The following is a 23916-nucleotide window of genomic DNA, read 5'->3' as shown; positions in this document are numbered from 1 at the left end:
GGGAGAAATAGGCATAGTCAAATAAGCGTCTAAATCTACTATTTTAAAATAGAATTAAGACGACCGTACCTTCACCTTCTCCCATCCAGACTATACTGTCGGCCCTGGAATCTCACCAAGTCATACCTAACGGCTCGCGGGCTTAAGAGTACTGCACTTTTCTCTAATACCGCCGATCGGGAATTTCACCCTGCCCCGAAGATGAATCAATATGATTTTTTATTACAATTTAACTATATAAAATATACAGTAATTTGTAAAGGTATTAATCTCATTTTCCTGTAAAATTTTTAGTATTCCTACAATATTAGTTTGTTTTAAATTTTTTTGGAGTAGAATTCAACTCACTTGTGAATTTAACCAATTAAAGAGCCCTATGTTAGTTTTTATCTAACTTAGGGGTTTAAATCATTTCATTGAAGTTTCTTGTTGAAACTCTAGTGGCAAGAAGAAGATAAAGTTTGTACCTACATCTACTTCACTTTCTACAGTAATACGTCCTTTATGGGCTTCCACGATATTTTTAGCAATAGCAAGCCCCAAACCTGTACCACCTTTTCCTCTGGTTCTTGCTTTATCAGCTTTGTAGAATCTTTCAAATACATATTCTAAATCTTCTTTTGGTATTCCAGCCCCATTGTCTTTAACCTGAATACGTGCGAATGATACTTGTTGATCAACAATTACTTGGACAATGCCGTTTTTATTTGTATGACGAATTGCATTGTCAATCAAGTTCGTTAATACTTGTTCAATTCTATCTTCATCTAGATTAATTGTTGTTTCATCATCAAAGGTAGATGAATACGTTAATTCAACGCCTTTTTCTTTTGCTGCTTGTACAAACTTTTGCGTGATTCTTTCAAATACTGGCGTAATTGGAACCAAATCTTTGTATAATGTGATATTTCCAGACTCCATACGTGCCAAATCTAATAAATCTGTTACAAGCCTTCCCATTCGTTGTGACTCATCATAAATAATGCGGATCATTTCATTCCGCTCTTCTTCACTTGTCACAACCTCATCAATAATTGCTTCACTATAACCTTGTAACATAGCTATTGGTGTACGCAATTCATGCGAAACATTTGCTATAAAGTCATTTCGTAACTTATCTAAGCGATGTTCTTCTGTCCTATCTCTAAATACTGCAACAGCACCACGTACGGAATCTCCACTATAAAGAGGACTTATAGAAATTGTAAAATACGTACCATCTAATTCTAATTCTTCTCTTAGCTCTTCTTCCATTTCCAATACATGTTCTAGCATATGATTTATTTCTTTTGGAATTGGTTGATCACTATTAGAACCCTTATTGATAAACCACTTTTGTAACAATAACTCCGCTGGTGGATTACTTAAAATTACAGTCCGATCACTATTGAACGTAATTACAGCATCTGTCATGGATGTTAATATACTTGAAAGCTGCTCTTTCTCTTGATTGATAATCTCAATATGAGTTTTTAGTTGACGGCCCATCTGATTGAATGCTGTCCCTAATTGTCCAATTTCATCATTTTGTAATACAGGAACTTTTTTATCGAAGTTCCCCTTGGCTAATTCGAAAGCAGCTTCTCTCATTTTCCGTAATGGGGACGTAATTCTAGTAGATAAGAAAAACGCAAAGAAAGTAGTCAGGATAAATGCAATAGCTGCAGATAGAAAGACAATTTTCGTTGTTTCTTTTGTAGTTCGATGTATTGCATCTGGGCTTTGGTATATGAATAATACACCATGACTCATTTTTCCAACATTAAGAGGAAATGCTAATACAATATAAGACTCTACATGATTCTTTTCTGTAGAAGATGGTAGCATCATTTCTTTTACTACAGGTTTATTTGTATAAAAAACTTTTTCAAAGGATTTATTACTTATAATTTCACTTTTTATTTTTTCTTGGTTTAATCCTTCTTGGAGCGAGAATAATACTTTGCCAGGTTGATCAGCTATTACTGCGTTTGTCTCATCACTTAATATATCGTTGATTATCGATCTAGTTGAAGCAATAGACTTATGATCATCGACAACTCTTGCAATAGTAGTGGCTTCTTGTCTTAGTAATGCTTCCGATTGTTGAGTATGGTATTTTGAAAGGAATTCTAACATTAAAACTGTAAAAACAAATAATACAAATGAAACGAGAAGCAATATGGTTACCCACAGCTTCCCGACAACACTATTCCATATTCTAGTCATTGACTACCTCAAATTTATAGCCTACGCCCCATACAGTTACAATCATTTTAGCCGCATTTTCAGATACACGATTTAGTTTCTCGCGTAAACGCTTTACATGTGTATCAACAGTACGTAAATCACCAAAGAAATCATAGTGCCAAACTTCTTTTAATAATTGCTCACGATCAAATACTTTATCTGGTGATTTTGCTAAGAAATATAGTAGTTCATATTCTTTAGGTGTTAAGTTTACTTCCACTCCATCTGCAGAGACTCTATGCGCATCATGATCAATCGTTAAATGTGGAAATACAACTAAGTCTTTAGATGAAGATGATACAGAAATTGGAGAAAATGCTGCAGAGCGGCGTAATATAGCCTTTACTCGCAATACGACTTCTCTTGGGCTAAAAGGTTTAACAATATAGTCATCAGCACCTATTTCAAATCCTTGTACTCTATTAGCTTCTTCCCCTTTAGCTGTCAATAAAATAATTGGTGTTGACTTTTTCTCGCGAATTTCTTCACAAACTTCCATTCCATCCTTTTCAGGCATCATGACATCTAGCAGAATGCAGTGATAATTATTGGCAAGTGCTTTTTCTACGGCTTGCTCACCATTCTCTGCTTCATCAACTTCATATCCTTCACGCTCTAAGTACATTTTCAATAAACGACGAATACGGTCCTCATCATCTACTACTAATATCGAAATTTGTTCAGTCAATGTATATGCCTCCCAGTATTAATACTTTCATTGTACATTCTGTCAAACAAAATGAAAAGAAAAGAAAAGCCTTTTCCCTCATATTAAGGAAAAGGCTTCTTCATTCAAATTAGATTATCCTGCGTATGAGTGTAGACCAGCGATAATTAAGTTTACTGCTACTAGATTAAACATGATAATAACAAAGCCAATTACTGCTAACCATGCAGATTTCTCACCATGCCACCCCTTAGATAAGCGTAAGTGAAGGAAAGCTGCATAGAACAACCAAGTTATCAATGCCCATACTTCTTTTGGATCCCAGCCCCAGAATCGAGACCATGCCTCTTGCGCCCAGATCATAGCAAAAATCAAAGCACCTAGTGTAAAGACAGGGAAACCAATTAAAACAGAACGGTATCCAACTTCATCTAGTAAAGGAGAATTTGCGCGTTTCGCTAGTGGTTGAACTGCACGTGAAATTGGTTTACGAATAATTAATCGAATCAAACCGTATAGAATTGTACCGGTAATAATAGACCATACTACAGTTGTTAACTTTTTAGCATTAACGATTGCCGGAACTTCTACAAATGGTTGCATTTTATCCGTAGATTTCATTTCATATTGATGCATCCCAAATAATGCTGGCGTATTATACGTAATCTCCTGTTGTGCACCGTTTTTATCTACATAGGTAAAGTCTGCTTGGTAGCCCATCATTCTAAATGTTGAAGTAACTACGACAAACCCAATTACCAGAACAGCAGCATACATAACTACTTCTAGCCAAATGCTACTTTTTGTACGTTTCGATGTATCAACATTTCTCAACAAATAAATTAGACCCGCGACCGCACTAATTGCTAAAATAGATTCGCCAATTGCTGCTGTGATTACATGGATATATAACCAATAACTCTTTAGTGCTGGAATTAACGGATTTACTTCACGTGGGAACATACTTGCATATGCAATAATTAAAATCGCAATTGGTAATGCAAATAAACCAAGTGATGGTAGTTTATAGATGAAATAAATTAAAATAAATGCTCCAACAACAAACATACCAAATGCAGTTGTGAATTCAAACATATTACTCACAGGAGCATGTCCTGCATAAATCCAACGCGTAATAAAATAACCAAGATTTGAGATGAAACCGATAATTGTAATCGCAATGGCAATGGTTCCCCAATTTTTGTTGGATTTAGATGCATCCTTTTGAGCACCTTTTACAGCTCCACCGAAAAATAAAGTAGCGACTAAATAAGCGATAAATGCGATAAATAATAGGGTACTACTAATATCAATTAAACTCATAAAGTAATGTCACCTTCCTTTTCTTTCTGTTGGTCTTCTGCCTGCTTTTCGTCATCTTGTTGATCAACCCAGTTAGGTAGGTGAGCATATTCTGTCACTAAGTTTAAATCTTTTTTCATACTAAACCAGTTTTTGTTTGTATGAGCAGCTAGAAGCATGCGACCATCATTTGTTTTTTGTAGCCATAAACGACGATGACTCCAATAAGAACCAGTTACTACGCCTATCATAAAGATTATACCACCAAGCAACAGAATTGGAAGTGTCTTGTCTTTTCGGATAGTTAATCCAGATACATTGCGTGTATCAATACTTGCAAATTTCATCTTATACTTCGTTGTACCAAGTGGTTCTAGCGTTTGTTTGATTGCTACAAAGCTTGTCTCACCTTTTGGTGTTTCTGGTGTATACATTGTAAAGATAAATGCTGGGTTGTTTGGTATAGGTGAATCAGATTGTGGTTCTCCATTATCAAAACCTGAGAACGTTGGGTAATATCCCTTTATCTCTACTTTTGTTTGATCATCTATCTTATATACTTTTTTCGGTTCTTGAAGATCAATACTCACTTCACCTAATGACTTCCCAGTTTTTTTATTAATTAAATTAAAGTTCATAGCTTTTAACTCATTTAAACGGAAATCCATTTGATAAACAGCATAGCCATCATATTTTAAAGGTTCATTTACTTGAATAGGATAATCCTTAATCTTTTCCAGATTGGTTGTATCACCAGCAACAGCACCATCTTTTGCTTTATATAATACAACGTCTGTTTGATAATTTTTTGCAATAGAGTTAACAGCTGCTTTTGACTGATTAAATTCTTGTTTTTGTTCATTTTTTTTGTATGTTTCGAAGGTGAATTTATTACTATGTAGGTAATATCCTTCCATACCTGGAATAGATTCTGTTTCACCTTCTCGAATCCACATAGATTCATCGATATAAAATCCAGGCATTAAACGCAACATAACACCAAATAAGAATATGATTAATCCTAAATGATTGATGTATGGACCCGAACGGGCAAAACGGTTTTTTTCTGCGAGAAATACGCCATCTTCTCTACGAACTTTATATTTAAGCTCTTTCATTTTCTTTTCTGCTAAATCTAATGATTCATCGGATTTTGCTGAAGTCATGACTTGTTCGCCGAAGATGCGTTGGCGTTTCATAAAACTTTCATGTCGTCTTACTCTTTGATTTTTCAATGATTTATAAAGAGGAATACCACGATCCAAACTAGCAACTATGATTGAAATCGCTAACATTCCAATTAACGTTTGGAACCACCATGAACTATAAACATCTGTAAGTCCAAGATTGTAATAGATTTTACCAAACGTCCCGTAGTTGTCGATATACGCTTGTTTAACATCCTCGCCTTGAGGTATATTGACATATACTACTTGAGGCAAAAATGTCCCAATTGCCGCAGCTATCAATGTAATGACGATAATCGTGACGCCCACTTTTACACTCGAAAAGAAATTCCAAATTTTATCAATTATCGATTTATTATACGTCTTCGAGCGTATTGCCCTACCTTCGTATTTCATATCAACAACTTTTGACTTAATATCTTCATCTGTTAGAGGACGTCCACATTTTTCACATAGATGCGTTCCTTCGGGATTAACATGACCACATTCACAAGTTATCTTTTTCATCCTTTAGAACACTCCTTTATGGTTTAATACTTGTAAGGTATTGTTTTATAGCTGATTCAGTCATTTCTCCTGTTATGATTTTCTCAATCTTCCCGTCCTTATTAATCAAAACAGTTGTTGGCAAAGGATCAACATTATACGCTCTCATCACACTTTTCGTCTTATCAATTGCGATAGGGAACTCTACGCCAAGTTTATCAGCGTAACTTGAAACCTCTAAATCAGTCTGAGCAATATTAATACCCAAGATTTGAACACCATGGTCTTTAAATTGTTTGTATTGTTCATTAATTGCTGGCATTTCCTTTTTACAAGGTTTACACCAAGTTCCCCAAAAATTCAGCAATACACCTTGCCCCTTATAATCTGACAATTTATGCGTTTCCCCATTTAAATCTACTAATGAAAAATTAGGTGCATCATCGCCAACTTTTAATAGTTGTACATCGTCCTTATGTGCAGTTGTATAAATCGTATAAACAATTGCCGCAACAAGAACTACTAAAATTGTGATCCGCGTATACAGTCTTTTTTGTTTTCTCTCCATTGTCGTAATAACCCCCTAAAAAAGACAAAGACATTCTATATTATTATAACAAATTATGGTTTATATACCTTTTCATATATGAAGGCTTTGTGAATCTTTTCTAGTAGAACATTTACTATCCAATTTTTCCTGTTTCAGAAAGAACACGCAGTTGCTTTACTTCATGTGCTGTTAATTCCCTTGATTCACCTGCATTCAAACCGTGTAAGCCCAAAAATGCAAATTGTTCTCGCTTCAGCTTTTGAACTGGGCATCCAATTGCCTCAAACATACGGCGAACTTGTCTGTTCCTACCTTCATGAATCGTAATCGAAATAATAGATGTACCATGTTCTCTATTAGAAGATAAAACTTTGACACGAGCAGGCGCTGTTTTACCATCCTCTAGCATAATTCCCCGTTCTAATTTTTTTAAATCTTCCCTACTTGGAGAACCCTTTACCTTAGCAACATAGGTTTTATCAATATTGTAACGTGGATGCGTTAAAAGATTAGAAAAATCCCCATCATTTGTTAATAATAAGACACCAGAAGTATCGTAATCCAATCGTCCTACCGGGAATATACGTTGTTCTACATGGGGAAATAAATCTACTACGGTTTTGCGACCTCGATCATCTGAAACTGCTGATATAACGCCCTTTGGTTTGTATAATAGAAAATAAACCTTCTCTTCTTTTTCAATTTTTATACCCTCTACTTCAATAGAATCTGAAGTAGTTACTTTTGTACCAAGTTCTCGAACAACTTGACCATTTACTTTTACTTTGCCTTCTAAGATTAACTCTTCTGCTTTTCTTCTTGAAGCGATACCTGCATGAGCTATCACTTTCTGTAGTCTTTCCATTTGGTCACCTCATTAAACTTAATGCTATTAGCCTTCAAAAATTATTGCATACTTTTTCTAATAATAAAAGTATAAAAGCGTAGGCGTATTTTAGGAAGATAGCCTAAAGACGCGACATTATGTCGCAACGGCTATCTGCCCCACATCTTGTGGGCCTCCGAAAATCATTGGAAATCCCGACAGATGCACATCCCTTCAGCTTTCGACCGAGGGACTGAAATAAGGAAGGTAGCCTAAAGCACAAAGAGACTGCCTGGGCAGTCTCTTACTTCCAAATCATATGAACTGGTTCTTCGATAAATGGCTTACCATCGAGATAAAATGTCCAAATACCCATATCACCTTGCGATATACGAGGCATTTTAAGGATAGATTTTACTTTTTTCTTTTCGTCCTTCGAAATCAATGCATATACTGGATGATCTAATTCCACTTGTAAATCGTCTCTAACTTGATATACCCCTTTTTTTGCCAATAACTTTTTGTCATATTTTTGGAAAACCGTTTCTGCAAAACCTGAATGAACTTGCCAATCATTCGATTCGTTTAGCGTAACTACAATCACTCTTTTACCATCTTTTTCAAAATAGGTAGCAAGTGTACGTCCTGCTACTTTTGTGTAGCCGGTTTTTCCTGCAATTGCATATTTATTGTAATGAAGGAGTTTATGCTTATTTTGCCAAACTGTAGGGTTTTTGAGGTCGTTCTTATAAAATTTAGTCGTAGCAATTTTGCGGAAATCGTCATCTTTCATAGCTATTCTAAGCATTTGTGCTGTATCGAATGCAGATGACAAGTGGTTTTCATGATGCAACCCTGATGGATTTTCAAATTTAGTATTTGAAAGACCATAAATCATAGCATAGTCGTTCATCAATTTGACAAAGCCGCCTACTGAGCCACCGACCTCTTCTGCAATGGCTGTTGCTGCATCATTACCTGAACGTAATAATAATCCATTAAGTAATGTTTTTAAGGAAACTTTCTCACCCTCTACCAAATAAATGGAGGATCCTTCACTTAATGTCGCCTTTTTAGAAATGGTTGTTACGGTATTTAAATCTTTTTCCTTAATTGCTACAAAAGCTGTCCACATTTTCGTAAGACTTGCAATTGGAAGTCTTTCATGTTCGTTCATCCCAAGTAGTAATCTCCCTGTATCAGCATCAATTACTGCATAGGAATGTGAGGCTGCTACTGCTTCTGCAGTCTTTTCAAATGGCATAAACAAAATAATGCAACTTAATATAGCAACAAGTATTCGACTCAAAATTTCACTCCTTTAGAGATTAGTCAGTTTGTGGTTCTTGAAAAGCTTCTTGGAATTTAGACATAAACAAATCTGGTTGTTCGTCTGTTTCAGATTCACTCATTTCAGGAAGCTCTGGTAATTCATTTATATTCTTCATGCCAAAATAATTCAGGAATTCTTTTGTTGTTCCATAAAGAATAGCACGACCAGTACCTTCCGCTCTCCCAACTTCATGTACTAAACCTCGTGCACTTAAAGTATGTAACGCTCTTTCACTTTTTACACCTCTTAAATCATCAATTTCTACTCTTGTAATTGGTTGTTTATATGCTACGATTGCTAATACTTCAAGTGATGCTTGAGATAATGATTGACTTGGAGGGTTTTCTACCAACTTTTGGATGACATCAGCATGTTCAGGTTTTGATATTAATTGAAATGTACCTGCCAATTCTTTTAGCATAATCCCTCTGTCTTGTTGCTCCTCAAAACGTACCATCATTTGTTGTATTGCTTCTGTTATTTCTTCTTCTGTCGCTTCCGTTATAATTGAAAGTTGCTTTGTTGTTAATCCATCTTCTCCGATGACAAAAAGAAGACTCTCAATCTTGCTCATCAATTGATTCAAGTTGTTCATCTGTTACTTCTTCCTTCCGTAAAATCACCGTTAAATCTGCAAAATTGTTTTCCTGCTGTACGGCTACTACTTGTCGTTTCATCAATTCTAATAAAGACAAAAATGTAACAACAAGCGTCCCTTTATCTTCATAAGGGAATAATTCAAAGAAATCTGCACGCCCATGATGTGTTTTTAAAACGTCCACCACTGCTCGCATTTGATGTCTAATCGATAAATCTTGTTTTGTCACCTTTGTTGTTAATGGTGCTTTTAATCTTTTCCTGTTTAACATTTTTTGAAATGCTGCTACCAAATCAAAAACATTTACAGAAGCATCAAACAAGACCAATTGTTCATCAGGCATATATGCGGACAAGTCTGTTGGAGGTCTTGTAAAATATTGAGTTCTTGTTGATTCCATATCTTTTAAATTAGTCGCTGCTTCTTTAAATTTACGATATTCTATTAATCTTGCAACAAGTTCATCACGCGGATCCGGTTCGTCTATTTCGAATTCATCTTCATTAAGTTCACCTTCGTGAATAGGTAGAAGCATTTTACTTTTTATGGCTAGTAATGTAGCGGCCATGACTAAATATTCACTTGCTTCGTTTAACTCTAGTACTTGCATCGCTTGAATATGTTCCATATACTGTGCAGTAAGTTCAGCCATAGGGATATCATAAATATCAATTTCCAAGCGATGAATTAAATGTAATAATAAATCGAGAGGGCCTTCAAAAGCCTCTAATTTTACTTCGTATGACATAGTTTACCACCTGACAATTTATCTTCAAAATTTAGTATAGAGGAAAGGTGACCAAAATGCATCCAATGCATCACCCTTTATTTATCCAATTTCTTACGTATTTCAATGGCAATCAAGATTATTTTGAATGTCACGAAGTATTAGAGAAATATTGGAAAGAAGTAGCACCACGAGATAAAACACATCCACTTACAGGTTGGATTCAGCTCGCTACAGGTCTATATCACTGGAGGCGTGGGAATTTTAAAGGTGCAAATACCATATTGAAAAAGGCGGAGAGTACATTAAGTGCTTCTATTTATAATCCGTTTTTAGAAGAAATTAATACATTCAAATTAATACAACACATCCATTTAACTCAAGAAAATATAAAAAACAATATTCCTTATGTATTTTGGACTATTGATATTATTTCTTCGGATTTAAAATCTAAAGTGGAACGTTCTATCGCTGCTTTACCACCTAGTGATTATTATTTTATTCAAAATAAACATATGCTAAGAGATCGCTCTGATATTATTCTAACACGCGAAGAAAAAAGAAGAAGCAGACACTAATACTTATTGTCTGCTTCTTCTAACATCGTTAGACATCTTTGGATAAATGGTTCTGTTAATGAATCTGATGCTATTGAGCCACATAAATCCATTTCTGAAAGCTGCCGAATCATTTCTTTTCCAATACCTTCTCCACGATGAGAAGGATCCACTGATATATGTCTAACAATCCATTGACTATTCTCCATCTCAACACCTACGAGGCCGATATAATCTTCAGATTGTTTCCATAAAAACAGTTGCCAGTTTGGATTAGAATTATATTGACAAATCGTCTCTTGTAGCTTTTTTACGTCTTTATGTTCAGGCATAAATGATAAGAGTCCCATTGCAATTTTTTCGAATGCCTTCTGATAACGATACAACATATATTAGATCCCTCTTTTTTGCCTTAAAGTATCTTTAGATATCCTACACGAAAAGCAATACTTTGGCAAATGTTTTTCCGTTATTTGGAAAGTGATTCTGGAGCTATATACAACCAATAAATTACTCCCCAAATAATTGCCATTACTAATAAGGTAACTATTAAAATGATATTGTTTTTTTTCAACTAATTACCCCCTTCCAATTGTTAACGGAAGGTCTAGCTTCACAAGATCCTCATAACTTTCACGTTTCACTGCTAACTGATGCTCACCATTTTCAACGAACACAACAGCCGGTCTAGGAATTCGATTATAGTTACTAGCCATAGAATAACCATAAGCACCCGTACAAAATGTTGCAAGGATATCGTTTGGTTCAGCTTTTGGCAGTTTTATATTCTCAATCAGCTTATCACCTGACTCACAGAGTTTACCAGCAATTGTATAGGTTTCTGTTGCTTTTTGAGACATTTTGTTAGCAATTGCTGCATCATACTTTGCATCATAAAGAGCAGGACGAATATTATCTGACATACCTCCATCTACAGCTAGGTATTTACGTATACTAGGAACTTCTTTTTGGGAACCAATAGTATAAAGTGTTGTACCTGCATCTCCAACTAACGATCTTCCAGGCTCTATCCAAATTTCAGGCATTGGGATATTCAGTAATTTAGCTTCTTGCTTTACTGTTTTTATCATATCATCTACATAAATAGCTGGTTCCAAGGGTGCATCTTCCTCAGTATAACGGATTCCAAAACCACCACCCAAATTTAGAACATTCGTGTGGAATTGATATTCCTCTAACCATTCACCCATTTTGTCTGTCAATTTTTTTGCTGCAAGACGAAATGCAGCTGTATCAAATATTTGTGAACCAATATGGCAATGCATACCTTGTAATTCTAAATATGGATCATTGTATAACAGTTTAAAAGCTTCATCTGCTTGACCATTACTTAAATCAAAACCAAATTTTGAATCAGATTGACCAGTAGTAATGAAATCATGTGTATGTGCTTCTACTCCTGGTGTTACTCGAATTAAAACATGCATTTTTTGTTTTCTTTGAGCAGATAACTGTTTTAACACATCAATTTCGTAAAAATTGTCAATCACAATACATCCAATATTAGAATCAAAAGCGAATTCTAATTCTTGTGTACTCTTATTATTCCCATGAAAGTGTATTTTTCCGCTTGGAAATCCTGCTTGAATGGCAGTATACAACTCACCACCTGAAACGACATCAACTGATAAGCCTTCTTGTGCAGCCACTTGATAAATTGCCATACTTGAAAATGCCTTACTAGCATAAGCAACTTGCGCTTTTACTGAAGCATTTTTGAAAGTGTCTATAAAACCACGAGCCCTTTTTCGAAATAGAGCAATATCGTAAACGTAAAGTGGTGTTCCATATGTTTTTACTAATTCTACTGTATCAACGCCACCGATAGATAGGTGATCATTCGGTGTAATAGTTTGAGTCCCATATAAATACATCTAATCGCTCCCATCGTGTATACTTATGCGATTTTAAGAATACACGGAATTTTCTATACCATGAACTTTAACACGATAGAGGATTAGATGCAATATGCCTGTTAGTTTCGTCTTCTATCCTTCGCTCCAACGATAAATGGTCTTGGGGCATCATTCGTCATAGGGTATCGAATCACAACGTGCGCAAATGCTTTAGGATAAAACGGAATGAGTGGCCATAAATAAGGTACTCTCATCGGTCTTAGAGAAGCCATATAGAATACAATAAGCAACATCCCGAGGAAGAATCCATTAACACCAAATGCTGCTGTTAACAACAGAAGTACGATTCTGAATATTTTAATGGAAATGCTTAGTTCATAAGAAGGAATCGCAAATGTAAAAATGGCTGTAACCGCTGTATAAAGTACAACCTCTGAAGAAAACAATCCAACTTCAATAGCAATCTGACCTATAACGATACCTGCTATTAAACCCATAGCCGTTGATAATGGAGTTGGCGTGTGAATAGCTGCAAGCCTTAAATATTCAATACCGATATCTGCCGCCAATACTTGAACGAGGAGAGGAATAGAGGTTTTTTTGTGAATTCCGATAAAATCCATAAACCACGGTACATATTCAGGATGCTTAATCAATAAGAACCACAGAGGCAATATGAAGAAACTAAAGAAGGCTCCGAAAAATCTCAAAAACCGAACAATTGTCCCAATTGCTGGGGCCTGTCTATACTCTTCTGCATGTTGTAAATGATGGAACATTGTAATGGGGACTAATATTACGGATGGAGAGGTATCTACTACAATTGCGATATGTCCTTCCAGTATGTGTGCTGCAACGATATCTGGTCTTTCACTATAACGAACAAATGGTAATGGATGATATCCTTGCTTTATTAACCATTCTTCTAGTGATTTATCTGCCATTGTCAATCCGTCATGCTTTATTTCTTCTAATCGTTCCCTAATAAATTTTAAATGTTCCTCATTCGCCATGTTTTTTAAATAAACGATGGCTACATCCGTCTTACTTCGAAACGTTTCTTGGTGTAACTCAAAACGCAACGATGTATCACGTATTCTTCTACGAATTAAACCTGTATTTTGAATAATATTTTCCGTAAAGCCATCCCTTGAACCGCGAATTACTTTTTCGTTATCAGGCTCTTCAGGATTTCTTCCAGGGTAATTTCTGAAATCTGCTGTAAAAGCTATACCTGATGGTGTTACAAATGCTATCTGGCCACTCATAATAGCAGCTAATAATTTATCCTTTGATGTTTGCAATTCCCATGCAAAAAAAGGAAATGCAGAAAAGAAATAATCTGCTTCTGCTTGAATTCTTTCTTGTTTATCTAAAGTGTGACCTTCTTCTGAATCCTTTTTAGAATCATTCTCTCCGTCTGATTTTTCTTGGGCGTTAGAACGTTTTTCATGCGATTCATATTTATCTTTTTCATACGCAACAGTTGGTTGTATCGATGTCAATAATCGAGTGTAATTTTGACTATCAATTAACCCATTAACATTAATGGTGAATACTTCCATATTATGAACATGAATATATTTCATATTGATATCGAAGCTTTCACTTTTCCCAAACTGGGAAATCATGAAAGCTTCTGCTGCTTGATTACTCTGGAAAATTGCTTGTGTTTCATTATTGCTGTTACTGCTCATGTTCTGCCACCTTTACCAATTGTTCATATTGCTGATCTGTTAGCCAAATTTTCAACTGTGCTAAAATACGTTTTTCTAGGCGGGAGACTTGGACCTGAGAGATACCTAGTCTTTCAGCAATATCACTCTGAGTACAGTCAAGATAATAGCGTAAATAGATGACAGACTGCTCACGTTTACCCAGTCTTTCTAACATATCTTTTAATGGTATATGTTCGAATGGCTTCTCTGACCTTTCGTCTTTCATTTGGTCCATTAAGCTAATTGGGTCTCCATCACTTTCAAAAATTTGTTCATGAAGTGATGCAGGATCGCGTAAAGCATCACTTGCCATTGTGACATCATCAATGGATACATCTAATATAGATGCTAACTCTTGAATTGTAGGAGGCCTTTCATTGTCTTTTAAGAAATCATCTGTGGCATGACGTATCTTATAATTTAATTCTCTAATAGAACGGCTGACTTTTACCATACCATCATCCCGAAGAAATCGCTGAATTTCACCAATAATCATAGGTACAGCGTATGTCGAAAATTTCACTGGATAAGATAAATCAAATTTATCGACTGATTTCATCAACCCTATACATCCAATTTGAAATAAATCTTCTAAATCGGCACCCCTTGATGAAAAACGTTGAACAATTGACCATACAAGTCTGGTATTCCCCTCAACCATTTCTTTTCTAGCTGCCTCATCCCCTGCCTGCGCTAATTTTATAAGTTCTCTCATTCGATCCTGTGTCAGAAGTTCTTTTGACGCTTGCGGGTTTGATGTCATAATTCTCACCTTACATATAGCGGCTCTTCTACTGGTTGAAATTGTTTCTTAAAGGTGACGGCCGTTCCTTTCCCAAGTTCTGATTGTACAGCTAGTTGATCTGTAAAGCTTTCCATAATGGTAAAGCCCATACCTGACCTTTCTAGCAATGGTTTAGTTGTATAAAGTGGTTCCATCGCTTGTGTTACATTTTCTATACCAACGCCTTGATCTAAAATAGTAATTGTTACTTCTCTTCCATTACGTGTTGCTTGGACAGTCACAATTCCATTCGGATTTTCATCATATCCGTGTATAATCGCGTTAGTTACAGCTTCAGAGACGACTGTTTTAATCTCTGATAATTCTTCTATTGTAGGGTCTAAAACAGCTAGAAAACTTGTGATTGCGATTCTAGCAAGTGCCTCATTATCACTAATTGCCAAGAATGATAGCGTCATTTCATTATCCATGAAGAATCCCTCCTAAACTTTGGATGGCTTCATGCTCTGATTCATGCCAAATATATTTGCCTAATCCTGAAAATTGGAAAATTTTCTCCATTGTTGAAGAAGGTTTGATGATTAATGTACGACCATTTTGTACTTGTAGGTCTCTCATTCTTCCTAAGATTAAGCCTACTCCTGCACTGTCCATAAACTGTAGCCCCTCTAAATTCCAAATAATATCTTGTACATAGCCACTGTAAATAGCTTGCGATATATCTTCACGAATTTGGCGAGCTGCATGATGATCAAGCTCTCCTTTTAATCGGATAATCGCAATTTTTTCTGATGTAATTTCAATATGGTGCTGCATTTACATACCTCCTTTTCAAGAACTATTCTACGGATAAATAGAAGAATCCTTTGCCATGACAATTTATCAATTAAAATGCTAAAGATAGAAAAAATACGACATATCATCCATTAGTTTGTGAAAATAACCTCTCTTTTAATCATTTAATAGTGGAAAAAATAAAAAAAAATGCCACATTGGCTCATTTATAACCAATGCGGCACGTTTTTATTCAATTATTCAGTAATAATGCCTTCAATTAAAGTTGGAGCTTTCACTTCTTCTTGTGAAATACTAATATTTGCATAAATTTTATCTAACACTTCTTCTATATTCTCTCTATTAGAGTAGATTGAAACTAATGACTCTCCTGCAGTTACAGCTTCGCCTACTTTTTTACGAAGTACTAAGCCAACTGCAAGATCAATTTCAGATTCTTTTGTTGCACGACCAGCACCTAGTAACATAGCCGCTGTACCTATTTCATCTGCAACAATATGTTCTACAAAACCTGATTCTTTTGCAGGTACCTCAAATGTATACTTTGCTTGAGGAAGTAATGATAAGTCATCTACGACGTCTGGGTTTCCACCTTGGCCTTTGATGAATTTTTTGAATACTTCAAGAGCAGTTCCATTTGATATAACTTCTTCTAGAAGTTTTCGAGCTTCTTCGATTGTTTTTGCATGCCCACCTACTACAACCATTTGTGAACCTAGAGTTAAACAAAGCTCCGTTAAGTCTTTTGGACCTTTTCCGCTTAATGTTTCAATTGCCTCTTTTACTTCTAAAGCATTCCCTATGGCATATCCTAGTGGTTGGTTCATATCAGAAATGATGGCCATTGTTTGGCGGCCAACATTATGTCCAATTTTCACCATGGCATGAGCAAGTTTTTTTGAATCTTCAACCGTTTTCATAAATGCTCCGTCGCCTGTTTTAACATCTAAGACGATGGCATCTGCTCCTGCTGCGATTTTTTTACTCATAATTGAGCTTGCGATTAATGGAATACTTGGAACTGTCCCTGTAACATCTCTAAGAGCATATAGCTTTTTATCCGCAGGAGTTAAATTTCCACTTTGGCCAATGACTGCTAATTTAATATCGTTTACTTGTTGTGTAAACTGTTCAGATGTAAGTTCAACATGGAATCCTTCGATTGACTCCAATTTGTCTATTGTTCCACCAGTATGACCTAAACCGCGTCCACTCATTTTCGCTACAGGAACACCTACTGCAGCAACAAGAGGTCCTAGAACAAGAGTAGTAGTATCACCTACTCCACCAGTTGAATGCTTATCTACTTTTATACCTTCAATACCAGATAAATCAATTTGATCACCGGATTCCACCATCGCCATAGTAAGATCTGCCCGTTCACGATCAGTCATATCTTGGAAGAATATTGCCATTGCTAAGCTGCTTGCTTGGTAATCCGGTATAGAGCCGTTTGTGTATCCATCAATGAAAAAACGAATTTCTTCTGTTGTTAATTCATGACCATCACGTTTTTTTTCGATAATATCAACCATTCTCATGGTATCATCGCCTCTTTCTTATTTTAAAAGTTGTAAGAAACTTTTACCAAATTCAGGAAGTTTCACTTCGAAGTTTTCAGCAACTGTTGCTCCTAAGGATGCAAAAGTATCTGTTTTTGGAAGCGCTTTTCCTTCTTTGAACCGTGGAGAATATGCGATTAATGGCACAAACTCACGTGTATGATCCGTTCCTGGAAATGTTGGGTCATTCCCATGATCCGCAGTAATCATTAATAAGTCATCTTCTTCTAATAGTTCAAGAACTTCTGGAAGACGGCGATCAAACTCTTCTAATGCTTCTCCATATCCAATTGGATCACGACGGTGGCCGTATTTCGCATCAAAGTCAACAAGATTTAAGAATGATAAACCATGGAAATCCTTTTTAGCAACTTCTACTAATTTATCCATCCCATCTGTATTATCTTTTGTACGAATAGCTTCTGTTACACCTTCTCCGTTATAGATATCAGAGATTTTACCCAACGCAATAACATCGAGGCCAGCGTCTTTCATTTCATTCATCACAGTACGCCCGAATGGTTTTAATGCATAATCATGTCGATTTGAAGTACGAGTAAAGTTTCCTGGTTCCCCTACAAATGGACGAGCAATTACACGACCAACTAAATATTCTGGTTTTAATGTAATTTCACGAGCAATTTCACATATTCTATATAATTCATCTAAAGGTACAACTTCTTCGTGCGCTGCTATTTGCAGTACAGGATCTGCAGATGTATATACGATGATTGCACCAGTAGCCATATGTTCTTTACCGAAATCTTCGATAACTTGTGTACCTGATGCAGGTTTATTGCAAAGAACTTTACGTCCAGTACGTTGTTCTAATTCTTCGATTAATTCTTGTGGAAATCCTTCTGGATATACTTTGAAAGGTTTGTTTATATTTAAACCCATGATTTCCCAGTGCCCCGTCATTGTGTCCTTTCCAACTGAAGCTTCTTGCATATAGCCATAGTAAGCTTCTGGTTTTTCTACTGATTTCATACCTTCTAAATCGTTAAGACCAATCAAGCCACGAATATTGTTATAGCCTAGTCGTTGCATATTCGGCATTGTTAACCCTTTCATTTCTTGAGCAATGTGTCCAAGTGTATCAGAACCTACATCGTTAAATTTTGAAGCGTCAGGTGCTTCACCAATTCCAACTGAATCCATTACGATTAAGTGAATGCGTTTAAATGGTTTTGTGTTCATCAAATTATCCTCCTTGTTCCTACAACTCATTTTAACAAATCTCGAAAAAAAATAAAGGTCAGACATCTGACGAAATCAAAAATATTATGCTCTAGGATGGAATTGCTTATATACTTCAGATAATCTTGATTTGCTTATATGCGTATAAATTTGCGTTGTTGCTATATCTGCGTGGCCAAGCATTTCTTGGACCGCTCTCAAATCTGCTCCATTTTCAATTAAATGCGTAGCAAATGAATGTCGTAGTATATGCGGGGTCAATTCCTTTTCAATTCCTGCATCAGCAGCATAACCCTTCATCAATTTCCAACAACCTTGTCTAGTTAATCTTTTCCCTCTTTGGTTAATAAATAACGCTTCAGTTCTCAATTTTTGATTTTCTAACTTAAATCGTGCTACATTTAAATAGTTTGTGCATGCTTCAATTGCTGAACTGCCTAACGGAATAATCCGTTCTTTTCCGCCTTTACCAAATACACGTACAAATCCCATTGTTAAATGGATATCATCTACATTTAAGGCTATACATTCACTGACACGCATACCTGTTGCATAGAGTAGCTCTAACATTGCCCGATCTCTGACTCCTTGAGGTTTTGCAATGTTCGGAGCTTTTATTAATCGATCAACTTCTTCAATTGATAAAACCTTAGGCAACTTTTGCTCAATTTTCGGCATTTCAATATGAATTGTGGGATCATGATCACATCTCTTTTCTCTTAGCAAAAATTGGTGAAAAGAACGTATGGATGAGATATGTCTAGAAACTGTTCGAACGGATATACCTTTATTTCGTAATGCCTGTAAATGCTGTAAAATGTGAAGCCTATCTATATCATCAAAAGTATTTAACTGTTGTTTATCAAAAATATTCGTTGTGTAGTCTTTGATATCTCTTTCGTATGATTGTAATGTGTTTTCAGATAATTGACGTTCGACTCTTAGAAAATGTATATAATCTGCGATTGCATCTAAAATATCTTGTTTCATTGCTATCCCCTCCTCATTGTTACAGTTTTGTGATTAAAATAAACGAATTTTATTAAACAAACATGAGTCAGTCTGATTAATGGCTATAAAAGTATAAAAAAAAGGATAGCACCTCCGCCATCCTTTACATTCGCTATAAAATGAAACTTCAATCAGTGAGGGGTTCTTCCAACCCCCTCTGATTGATAGTTGAATCAATCGGGCATTTACCGGCAGTTATTTTCCACCTATGCTTCTTCGTATTTTCTAAAGCCTTAAGTTCGTGTCTTACTACCCGTTAATGCGGGATAAACTATTCTTCATTATTATTTTGTTCTTTGTTTTTTTGTTCTTCAGCATGCTTTTCGTTGCAACGCCAGCATATACCGTGAAATGTTAATCGGTGATCTTTAATTTGGAAATTCCAGCGTTTTTCAACAACTGCTTCTACATCTTCAAGTAAGTCTTCTTGAATTTCATCGACGGCGCCACATTCGATACATACGAGGTGATGATGAAAGTGAGCTGCTCCTTCTTGTCGTAAATCATATCGAGACACTCCATCTCCAAAATTAATCTTGTCGACAATTTTAAGTTCTGTTAGTAACTCTAATGTACGATAAACAGTCGCTAGACCGATTTCAGGTGCTTTCTCCTTCACTAAAAGGTATACATCTTCAGCACTTAAATGATCTTCCTCATTTTCTAAAAGTACTCTTACCGTCGCTTCTCGTTGCGGCGTCAGTTTATAGCTAGCACCATGTAATTGTTTTTTTATTCGATCGATACGGCTCTCCATATGACGCCCCCCTAAACTTCTACCATTATACCAAATGTTTAATTCTCATTACAAGATTAAGCGACTAATTTCATTGTAATGGTTATTTATTGATAATTATTATCAATAAATAATTAGAAATTAAAACATAAAATGAACAATAAGAAGTTCAATACCAAACACTATTATAGTCATGATACTAATAACAACAATTCTTTTCCAGTGTATACCCTTTTTGCGACTATCATAAAATGGTTTTGGAACGAGGACAATTGAAAATAATAATAATAAACAAGTATACACAAATTGCACTGGGAACCACCAGAGTGCATAATTCCAAAATGCATTTTGTGTAGCAATTAAGTATGCAGAACAAAAACCAAAGAAGGCACTTTTACTTACAACAACAAGTCTTGTAGCATGCCTAAACCATTGATGTGTAGCAAGCAACACTAAAAATACATAAGGCATGAATGCTGGCCATAATGATTGCCACAATTTTGGCTTATCTTCTAATAAAAGCCTTGGGTCCATTATTGATATCAACCATTCATTATGAGCTGGTGTTGACATCTTAAATGCGATAATACCTCCAATATAGCCAATTGAAATGATTAGGAAAAAATAAGTTATTTGCATTGAGCGATTCACTAGGTCACCTACTTTCTAATAGTACAACCTATGCTCCTCACTCTTAAACATACCTTATTTTACTAGATTATTTTTCGCCCACATAATTGCTAATATTGTTTTAGCATCATAAATACGTTGTTCTTTCACTAATTGCTCAGCTTCTTCTATGCTAACTTCCATTAGTTCGACGAATTCATCTTCGTCTAAATCTTTTGGTTGTGCAATTTTAAATAGATTTTTCGCTGCAAATAGATGAATAATTTCATCTGCAAAGCCTGGAGAAGTAGCAAATGATTGGATCAACTCTAACTCAGTTGCACCATATCCAGTTTCTTCTTCCAATTCTCTTAATGCTGTAAACTCAGGTTTTTCTCCCGGCTCTAATTTACCTGCAGGAATTTCGATAATACTTTTCTCAAGCGGTTTACGGAATTGTTCTACCATCACAATCTTTCCTTCACTCGTAATTGGGATAATTGCAACAGCTCCTGGATGCTTCACCAATTCTCTAGTTGCTGTTTTGCCATTTGGTAATGTTACCTCATCTACTTGGACTTTAATTATACGTCCATCAAAAATTTGCTTTGTTGAAATCGTTTTTTCTTCGAATTTTTTCATCTATAAATCCCTCTCCATTGTTCTTTTACTATATTTCATTGTACCATTATCTTGAAGGAGGCGGTATTTTTGAAAAAGCGACAATTAGGTTCTTCTGATTTACATATCTCTGAAATTAGTCTAGGTTGTATGTCATTACCAACAGACGTTCATGATGCGTCGTATATTATGGACGCTGCACTTGATTTTGGTATTAATTATTTCGATACTGCGGATCTTTATAATCATGGTCTAAATGAAGAAATGATAGGAAAGCTTTTAAAAGAAAAAAGACAAGATATTATTTTAGCAACGAAAGTAGGAAACGTTTGGGATTCTTCAGCTGATACATGGCACTGGGATGCATCGAAATCACATATTAAAAAAGGTATTAAAGAAAGTTTAAGACGTTTAGAAACAGATTATGTGGATCTATATCAACTTCATGGTGGGACATCTGAGGATAATTGGGATGAAGTTATAGAAGCATTTGAAGAATTAAAAAAAGATGGCTTAATACGTGAATATGGAATTTCATCAATTCGACCAAATGTTTTAAAACGCTTTTTACCAACAAGTCATGCTGTTTCTGTCATGATGCAATATAGCTTACTTGACCGAAGACCAGAAGAATGGCTAGATTTTATAGGAAATCAAGGAGCATCTGTTGTAACGCGTGGCTCAGTAGCAAAAGGATTATTGACGGACGAATGGCAAACACGTCTTTCCAAAACAAATGGCTATTTAACTTATTCTCAAGATGAACTAAAAGAAACACTTTCACAGCTTTTTGAACACACATCATCAATCCATGCACTTGCATTAAAAACCATTTTGCGACATCAAACAATTGCATCTGCTGTTGTTGGTGCAAGTTCAAAAGAACAATTAGTAAAGACGATTAGTGCCTATGAATCCATTGATCAAATTGAGAATTTAGAGGAACTTATTAACACTACTAAACGTGATATATACATCAATCATCGAGATTAAAAAAACGGGAAGAATTCTACAATTCTTCCCGTTTTTTTACAATATTGAATTAAAACTTGGAACCTTTATCCCCATATTCTTCAAATAATTCAGCAAACGTTTTGTTCTTTTCACGTTGTTTTCTTTCAAATGCAAGCTGAGCTTCTTTTTCTTCTTGTTCTTGTTGCTCTTTTGCCACAAGTTCCTTTTTAGCAAGTTTCAATTTTGCTAGTACATCGCCATTCAATTGATCTTCTAAAGTAAGTTTTTCTACCTTTTCTATTGATTTTGATTGTTTTTGTTCACTATGCTGTCTTTTTTTCTTAGCCATTATATTTGTACTCCCTTAAATATAAATTGTTGTATGATGTCATTACCAATTTCATTCAATTTTACTGCTTACTGTGTACATTATCAACAGTTATCAAGTACAACAAGTAGTAAAGGAATGAACTGATAAGACCTTTGAAAGTAACATTAACGTTTTTTTGAAAAACTACGAATTATAAAATCAACTCACATATAATATAGAAAACAAAAATTTTCCTGGATTCTTTTAATTCAGAATATAAGGGGGCAGAATGAGAAATACAGTTACAACCATTTTTGAAAGTAGAAATTACAAGTGCTCAATATAAGCTATATAGACAAAGTTAGAAGGTGGTGTTACTCATGAAAAAAAGGGCTATCTGGATTATTGGCTTACTGACAGGAATTATCGGGGGAGCCATAACATTGATTGGCTACCTTGTATCAAGTCGAATTATTTATATTAAGAAAAAAGACGATGATTTTATTTTAGATCGTGAAAAAAAAGCAATGCGCTATGATGAAAAATGGTTTGAAACAGTTCACAAAGAAACTTTGAGTATCGACTCCCCCAATGGATATTTGATAAAAGGAATCTATTTTAAACCATTAGATACAGCAAATACGATGATTGTGTGCCACGGCGTGACCGAAAACAAAGTAAACTCTGTAAAATATGTAAGATTATTTGAACGTCTTGGCTTTAACACAGTCGTTTATGATCACAGAAGGCATGGTGAATCTGGTGGTAAGACAACAAGTTATGGTTATTATGAAAAAGTCGATTTACAAGCAGTTCTGAACTATATGAAAGAAAGAGTAAGCGATGATGCCACTATAGGGGTCCACGGGGAATCAATGGGAGCTGCAACAACAATCTTGTATGCTGGAACTTTAGAAGATAAAGCACACTTCTATATTGCCGATTGTCCTTATTCTGATTTCTCAGAAGAACTATATTATCTATTGACTAAACAAACGCCATTCAAAAGTCCACTTGCCATTAGACTTGCAAATATATTTTTAAGATTACGTGATGGCTACTGGCTGAAAAGCGTAGCACCTCGTACGGCTGTTACAAATATTGATAAACCCGTACTATTTATTCATAGTCTACCAGATGATTTTATCCTCCCTTCGATGACCATCGAATTATACAGATTAAAAAAAGGACCAAAAATGTTGAAACTGTTCGAACAAGGTGCACATGCACAATCCTTCAATGCAAATCCTCAAGAATATGAAGATACAGTTCGTGAGTTTCTACATGAATATGTGATGACAAATAATCATATGTGA

General features: G+C 35.4%; 25 protein-coding genes and 1 riboswitch. Of the genes, 3 read left to right on the top strand and 22 right to left on the bottom strand.

Annotated elements, in window-relative coordinates:
- Positions 1–69: 69 nt before the first annotated feature.
- Positions 70–207: riboswitch (FMN riboswitch) on the bottom strand.
- Positions 208–408: 201 nt separating this feature from the next.
- The 9 genes from ACWV26_RS05300 to ACWV26_RS05260 all read right to left on the bottom strand — a co-directional run bounded on the left by ACWV26_RS05300 (position 409) and on the right by ACWV26_RS05260 (position 9926).
- Positions 409–2208, bottom strand: a complete 1800-nt coding sequence (locus ACWV26_RS05300; protein WP_455897330.1) for an ATP-binding protein — start codon at positions 2206–2208, stop codon at positions 409–411.
- On the bottom strand, positions 2201–2917 hold the full coding sequence (locus tag ACWV26_RS05295) for a response regulator transcription factor (protein ID WP_455897329.1): 717 nt from the start codon (positions 2915–2917) through the stop codon (positions 2201–2203). Before ACWV26_RS05295 ends, ACWV26_RS05300 begins: the two co-directional genes overlap by 8 nt.
- Before the next feature lie 114 nt (positions 2918–3031).
- Positions 3032–4219, bottom strand: a complete 1188-nt coding sequence (ccsB, locus tag ACWV26_RS05290) for a c-type cytochrome biogenesis protein CcsB (protein ID WP_455897328.1) — start codon at positions 4217–4219, stop codon at positions 3032–3034.
- Positions 4216–5892 carry a cytochrome c biogenesis protein ResB gene (gene resB / locus ACWV26_RS05285; protein ID WP_455897327.1) on the bottom strand — a complete coding sequence of 559 codons (1677 nt, stop codon included), beginning with the start codon at positions 5890–5892 and terminating at the stop codon, positions 4216–4218. The genes ccsB and resB overlap by 4 nt, the downstream gene beginning before the upstream one ends.
- Positions 5893–5908: 16 nt before the next feature.
- Positions 5909–6439: a thiol-disulfide oxidoreductase ResA gene (gene resA, locus ACWV26_RS05280; protein WP_455897326.1), complete on the bottom strand. Its 531-nt coding sequence runs from the start codon at positions 6437–6439 to the stop codon at positions 5909–5911.
- A 115-nt stretch (positions 6440–6554) separates the two neighbouring features.
- A complete protein-coding gene (locus ACWV26_RS05275) occupies positions 6555–7286 on the bottom strand; it encodes a pseudouridine synthase (RefSeq protein ID WP_455897325.1) in 732 nt (243 codons plus the stop codon).
- A 265-nt stretch (positions 7287–7551) separates the two neighbouring features.
- Positions 7552–8556 (bottom strand): D-alanyl-D-alanine carboxypeptidase family protein, encoded by a 1005-nt coding sequence (locus tag ACWV26_RS05270; RefSeq protein WP_455897324.1) that lies wholly within the window; start codon positions 8554–8556, stop codon positions 7552–7554.
- Positions 8557–8575: 19 nt separating this feature from the next.
- Positions 8576–9175: an SMC-Scp complex subunit ScpB gene (gene scpB / locus ACWV26_RS05265; protein ID WP_455897323.1), complete on the bottom strand. Its 600-nt coding sequence runs from the start codon at positions 9173–9175 to the stop codon at positions 8576–8578.
- Positions 9141–9926 carry a segregation/condensation protein A gene (locus ACWV26_RS05260; protein WP_455897322.1) on the bottom strand — a complete coding sequence of 262 codons (786 nt, stop codon included), beginning with the start codon at positions 9924–9926 and terminating at the stop codon, positions 9141–9143. Before ACWV26_RS05260 ends, scpB begins: the two co-directional genes overlap by 35 nt.
- A 56-nt stretch (positions 9927–9982) precedes the next feature.
- On the opposite strand from ACWV26_RS05260, the gene ACWV26_RS05255 reads away from it, so the two are divergent.
- Positions 9983–10483 (top strand): DUF309 domain-containing protein, encoded by a 501-nt coding sequence (locus ACWV26_RS05255; protein ID WP_455898182.1) that lies wholly within the window; start codon positions 9983–9985, stop codon positions 10481–10483.
- On the opposite strand, the gene ACWV26_RS05250 is transcribed toward ACWV26_RS05255, so the two are convergent.
- From ACWV26_RS05250 to ACWV26_RS05195, 12 genes are all read right to left on the bottom strand, one after another.
- Positions 10480–10851, bottom strand: a complete 372-nt coding sequence (locus ACWV26_RS05250) for a GNAT family N-acetyltransferase (protein ID WP_455897321.1) — start codon at positions 10849–10851, stop codon at positions 10480–10482. The genes ACWV26_RS05255 and ACWV26_RS05250 overlap by 4 nt on opposite strands.
- A gap of 189 nt (positions 10852–11040) precedes the next feature.
- Entirely contained in the window at positions 11041–12357 is a 1317-nt protein-coding gene (gene lysA, locus ACWV26_RS05245) for a diaminopimelate decarboxylase (protein WP_455897320.1), read from the bottom strand.
- A gap of 101 nt (positions 12358–12458) precedes the next feature.
- A complete protein-coding gene (locus ACWV26_RS05240; protein WP_455897319.1) occupies positions 12459–14036 on the bottom strand; it encodes a spore germination protein in 1578 nt (525 codons plus the stop codon).
- Positions 14026–14820, bottom strand: a complete 795-nt coding sequence (locus ACWV26_RS05235) for a SigF/SigG family RNA polymerase sporulation sigma factor (RefSeq protein WP_455897318.1) — start codon at positions 14818–14820, stop codon at positions 14026–14028. The genes ACWV26_RS05240 and ACWV26_RS05235 overlap by 11 nt, the downstream gene beginning before the upstream one ends.
- A 5-nt stretch (positions 14821–14825) precedes the next feature.
- A complete protein-coding gene (gene spoIIAB, locus ACWV26_RS05230; RefSeq protein WP_455897317.1) occupies positions 14826–15272 on the bottom strand; it encodes an anti-sigma F factor in 447 nt (148 codons plus the stop codon).
- Positions 15265–15618, bottom strand: coding sequence for an STAS domain-containing protein (locus tag ACWV26_RS05225; RefSeq protein WP_455897316.1), 354 nt, complete (start codon positions 15616–15618; stop codon positions 15265–15267). Before ACWV26_RS05225 ends, spoIIAB begins: the two co-directional genes overlap by 8 nt.
- Positions 15619–15833: 215 nt before the next feature.
- Entirely contained in the window at positions 15834–17138 is a 1305-nt protein-coding gene (locus ACWV26_RS05220) for a pyrimidine-nucleoside phosphorylase (RefSeq protein ID WP_455897315.1), read from the bottom strand.
- Between the two features lie 18 nt (positions 17139–17156).
- Complete coding sequence (deoB, locus tag ACWV26_RS05215; RefSeq protein ID WP_455897314.1) at positions 17157–18359, bottom strand: phosphopentomutase; 1203 nt, start codon at positions 18357–18359, stop codon at positions 17157–17159.
- Between the two features lie 84 nt (positions 18360–18443).
- The gene (gene xerD / locus ACWV26_RS05210) at positions 18444–19349 is read right to left on the bottom strand and encodes a site-specific tyrosine recombinase XerD (RefSeq protein WP_455897313.1); all 906 of its coding nucleotides are present in this window, start codon (positions 19347–19349) and stop codon (positions 18444–18446) included.
- 292 nt (positions 19350–19641) lie between these two features.
- Positions 19642–20127 (bottom strand): ferric iron uptake transcriptional regulator, encoded by a 486-nt coding sequence (gene fur, locus ACWV26_RS05205; RefSeq protein WP_455897312.1) that lies wholly within the window; start codon positions 20125–20127, stop codon positions 19642–19644.
- Between the two features lie 120 nt (positions 20128–20247).
- Positions 20248–20757 (bottom strand): hypothetical protein, encoded by a 510-nt coding sequence (locus tag ACWV26_RS05200; protein ID WP_455897311.1) that lies wholly within the window; start codon positions 20755–20757, stop codon positions 20248–20250.
- Positions 20758–20811: 54 nt separating this feature from the next.
- Positions 20812–21357 (bottom strand): NUDIX domain-containing protein, encoded by a 546-nt coding sequence (locus ACWV26_RS05195; RefSeq protein ID WP_455897310.1) that lies wholly within the window; start codon positions 21355–21357, stop codon positions 20812–20814.
- A 69-nt stretch (positions 21358–21426) separates the two neighbouring features.
- On the opposite strand from ACWV26_RS05195, the gene ACWV26_RS05190 reads away from it, so the two are divergent.
- On the top strand, positions 21427–22329 hold the full coding sequence (locus tag ACWV26_RS05190; RefSeq protein ID WP_455897309.1) for an aldo/keto reductase: 903 nt from the start codon (positions 21427–21429) through the stop codon (positions 22327–22329).
- A gap of 49 nt (positions 22330–22378) precedes the next feature.
- On the opposite strand, the gene ACWV26_RS05185 is transcribed toward ACWV26_RS05190, so the two are convergent.
- Positions 22379–22639 carry a YqkE family protein gene (locus ACWV26_RS05185; protein ID WP_455897308.1) on the bottom strand — a complete coding sequence of 87 codons (261 nt, stop codon included), beginning with the start codon at positions 22637–22639 and terminating at the stop codon, positions 22379–22381.
- A 341-nt stretch (positions 22640–22980) separates the two neighbouring features.
- Here ACWV26_RS05185 and ACWV26_RS05180 point away from each other — a divergent pair, with 341 nt between their 5' ends.
- Positions 22981–23916, top strand: a complete 936-nt coding sequence (locus tag ACWV26_RS05180; protein ID WP_455897307.1) for an alpha/beta hydrolase — start codon at positions 22981–22983, stop codon at positions 23914–23916.

The sequence above is a fragment of the Rummeliibacillus sp. JY-2-4R genome (assembly GCF_053847205.1).
This window is presented reverse-complemented; position numbering and strand designations above follow the sequence as displayed.

Coding starts and splice junctions, on each gene's coding strand:
- ACWV26_RS05300 (WP_455897330.1), bottom strand. CDS start 2,208: ATGACTAGAATATGGAATAGTGTTGTCGGGAAGCTGTGGGTAACCATA.
- ccsB (WP_455897328.1), bottom strand. CDS start 4,219: ATGAGTTTAATTGATATTAGTAGTACCCTATTATTTATCGCATTTATC.
- resB (WP_455897327.1), bottom strand. CDS start 5,892: ATGAAAAAGATAACTTGTGAATGTGGTCATGTTAATCCCGAAGGAACG.
- resA (WP_455897326.1), bottom strand. CDS start 6,439: ATGGAGAGAAAACAAAAAAGACTGTATACGCGGATCACAATTTTAGTA.
- ACWV26_RS05275 (WP_455897325.1), bottom strand. CDS start 7,286: ATGGAAAGACTACAGAAAGTGATAGCTCATGCAGGTATCGCTTCAAGA.
- scpB (WP_455897323.1), bottom strand. CDS start 9,175: ATGAACAACTTGAATCAATTGATGAGCAAGATTGAGAGTCTTCTTTTT.
- ACWV26_RS05260 (WP_455897322.1), bottom strand. CDS start 9,926: ATGTCATACGAAGTAAAATTAGAGGCTTTTGAAGGCCCTCTCGATTTA.
- ACWV26_RS05255 (WP_455898182.1), top strand. CDS start 9,983: ATGCATCCAATGCATCACCCTTTATTTATCCAATTTCTTACGTATTTC.
- ACWV26_RS05250 (WP_455897321.1), bottom strand. CDS start 10,851: ATGTTGTATCGTTATCAGAAGGCATTCGAAAAAATTGCAATGGGACTC.
- lysA (WP_455897320.1), bottom strand. CDS start 12,357: ATGTATTTATATGGGACTCAAACTATTACACCGAATGATCACCTATCT.
- ACWV26_RS05240 (WP_455897319.1), bottom strand. CDS start 14,036: ATGAGCAGTAACAGCAATAATGAAACACAAGCAATTTTCCAGAGTAAT.
- ACWV26_RS05235 (WP_455897318.1), bottom strand. CDS start 14,820: ATGACATCAAACCCGCAAGCGTCAAAAGAACTTCTGACACAGGATCGA.
- spoIIAB (WP_455897317.1), bottom strand. CDS start 15,272: ATGGATAATGAAATGACGCTATCATTCTTGGCAATTAGTGATAATGAG.
- ACWV26_RS05225 (WP_455897316.1), bottom strand. CDS start 15,618: ATGCAGCACCATATTGAAATTACATCAGAAAAAATTGCGATTATCCGA.
- ACWV26_RS05220 (WP_455897315.1), bottom strand. CDS start 17,138: ATGAGAATGGTTGATATTATCGAAAAAAAACGTGATGGTCATGAATTA.
- deoB (WP_455897314.1), bottom strand. CDS start 18,359: ATGAACACAAAACCATTTAAACGCATTCACTTAATCGTAATGGATTCA.
- xerD (WP_455897313.1), bottom strand. CDS start 19,349: ATGAAACAAGATATTTTAGATGCAATCGCAGATTATATACATTTTCTA.
- fur (WP_455897312.1), bottom strand. CDS start 20,127: ATGGAGAGCCGTATCGATCGAATAAAAAAACAATTACATGGTGCTAGC.
- ACWV26_RS05195 (WP_455897310.1), bottom strand. CDS start 21,357: ATGAAAAAATTCGAAGAAAAAACGATTTCAACAAAGCAAATTTTTGAT.
- ACWV26_RS05185 (WP_455897308.1), bottom strand. CDS start 22,639: ATGGCTAAGAAAAAAAGACAGCATAGTGAACAAAAACAATCAAAATCA.
- ACWV26_RS05180 (WP_455897307.1), top strand. CDS start 22,981: ATGAAAAAAAGGGCTATCTGGATTATTGGCTTACTGACAGGAATTATC.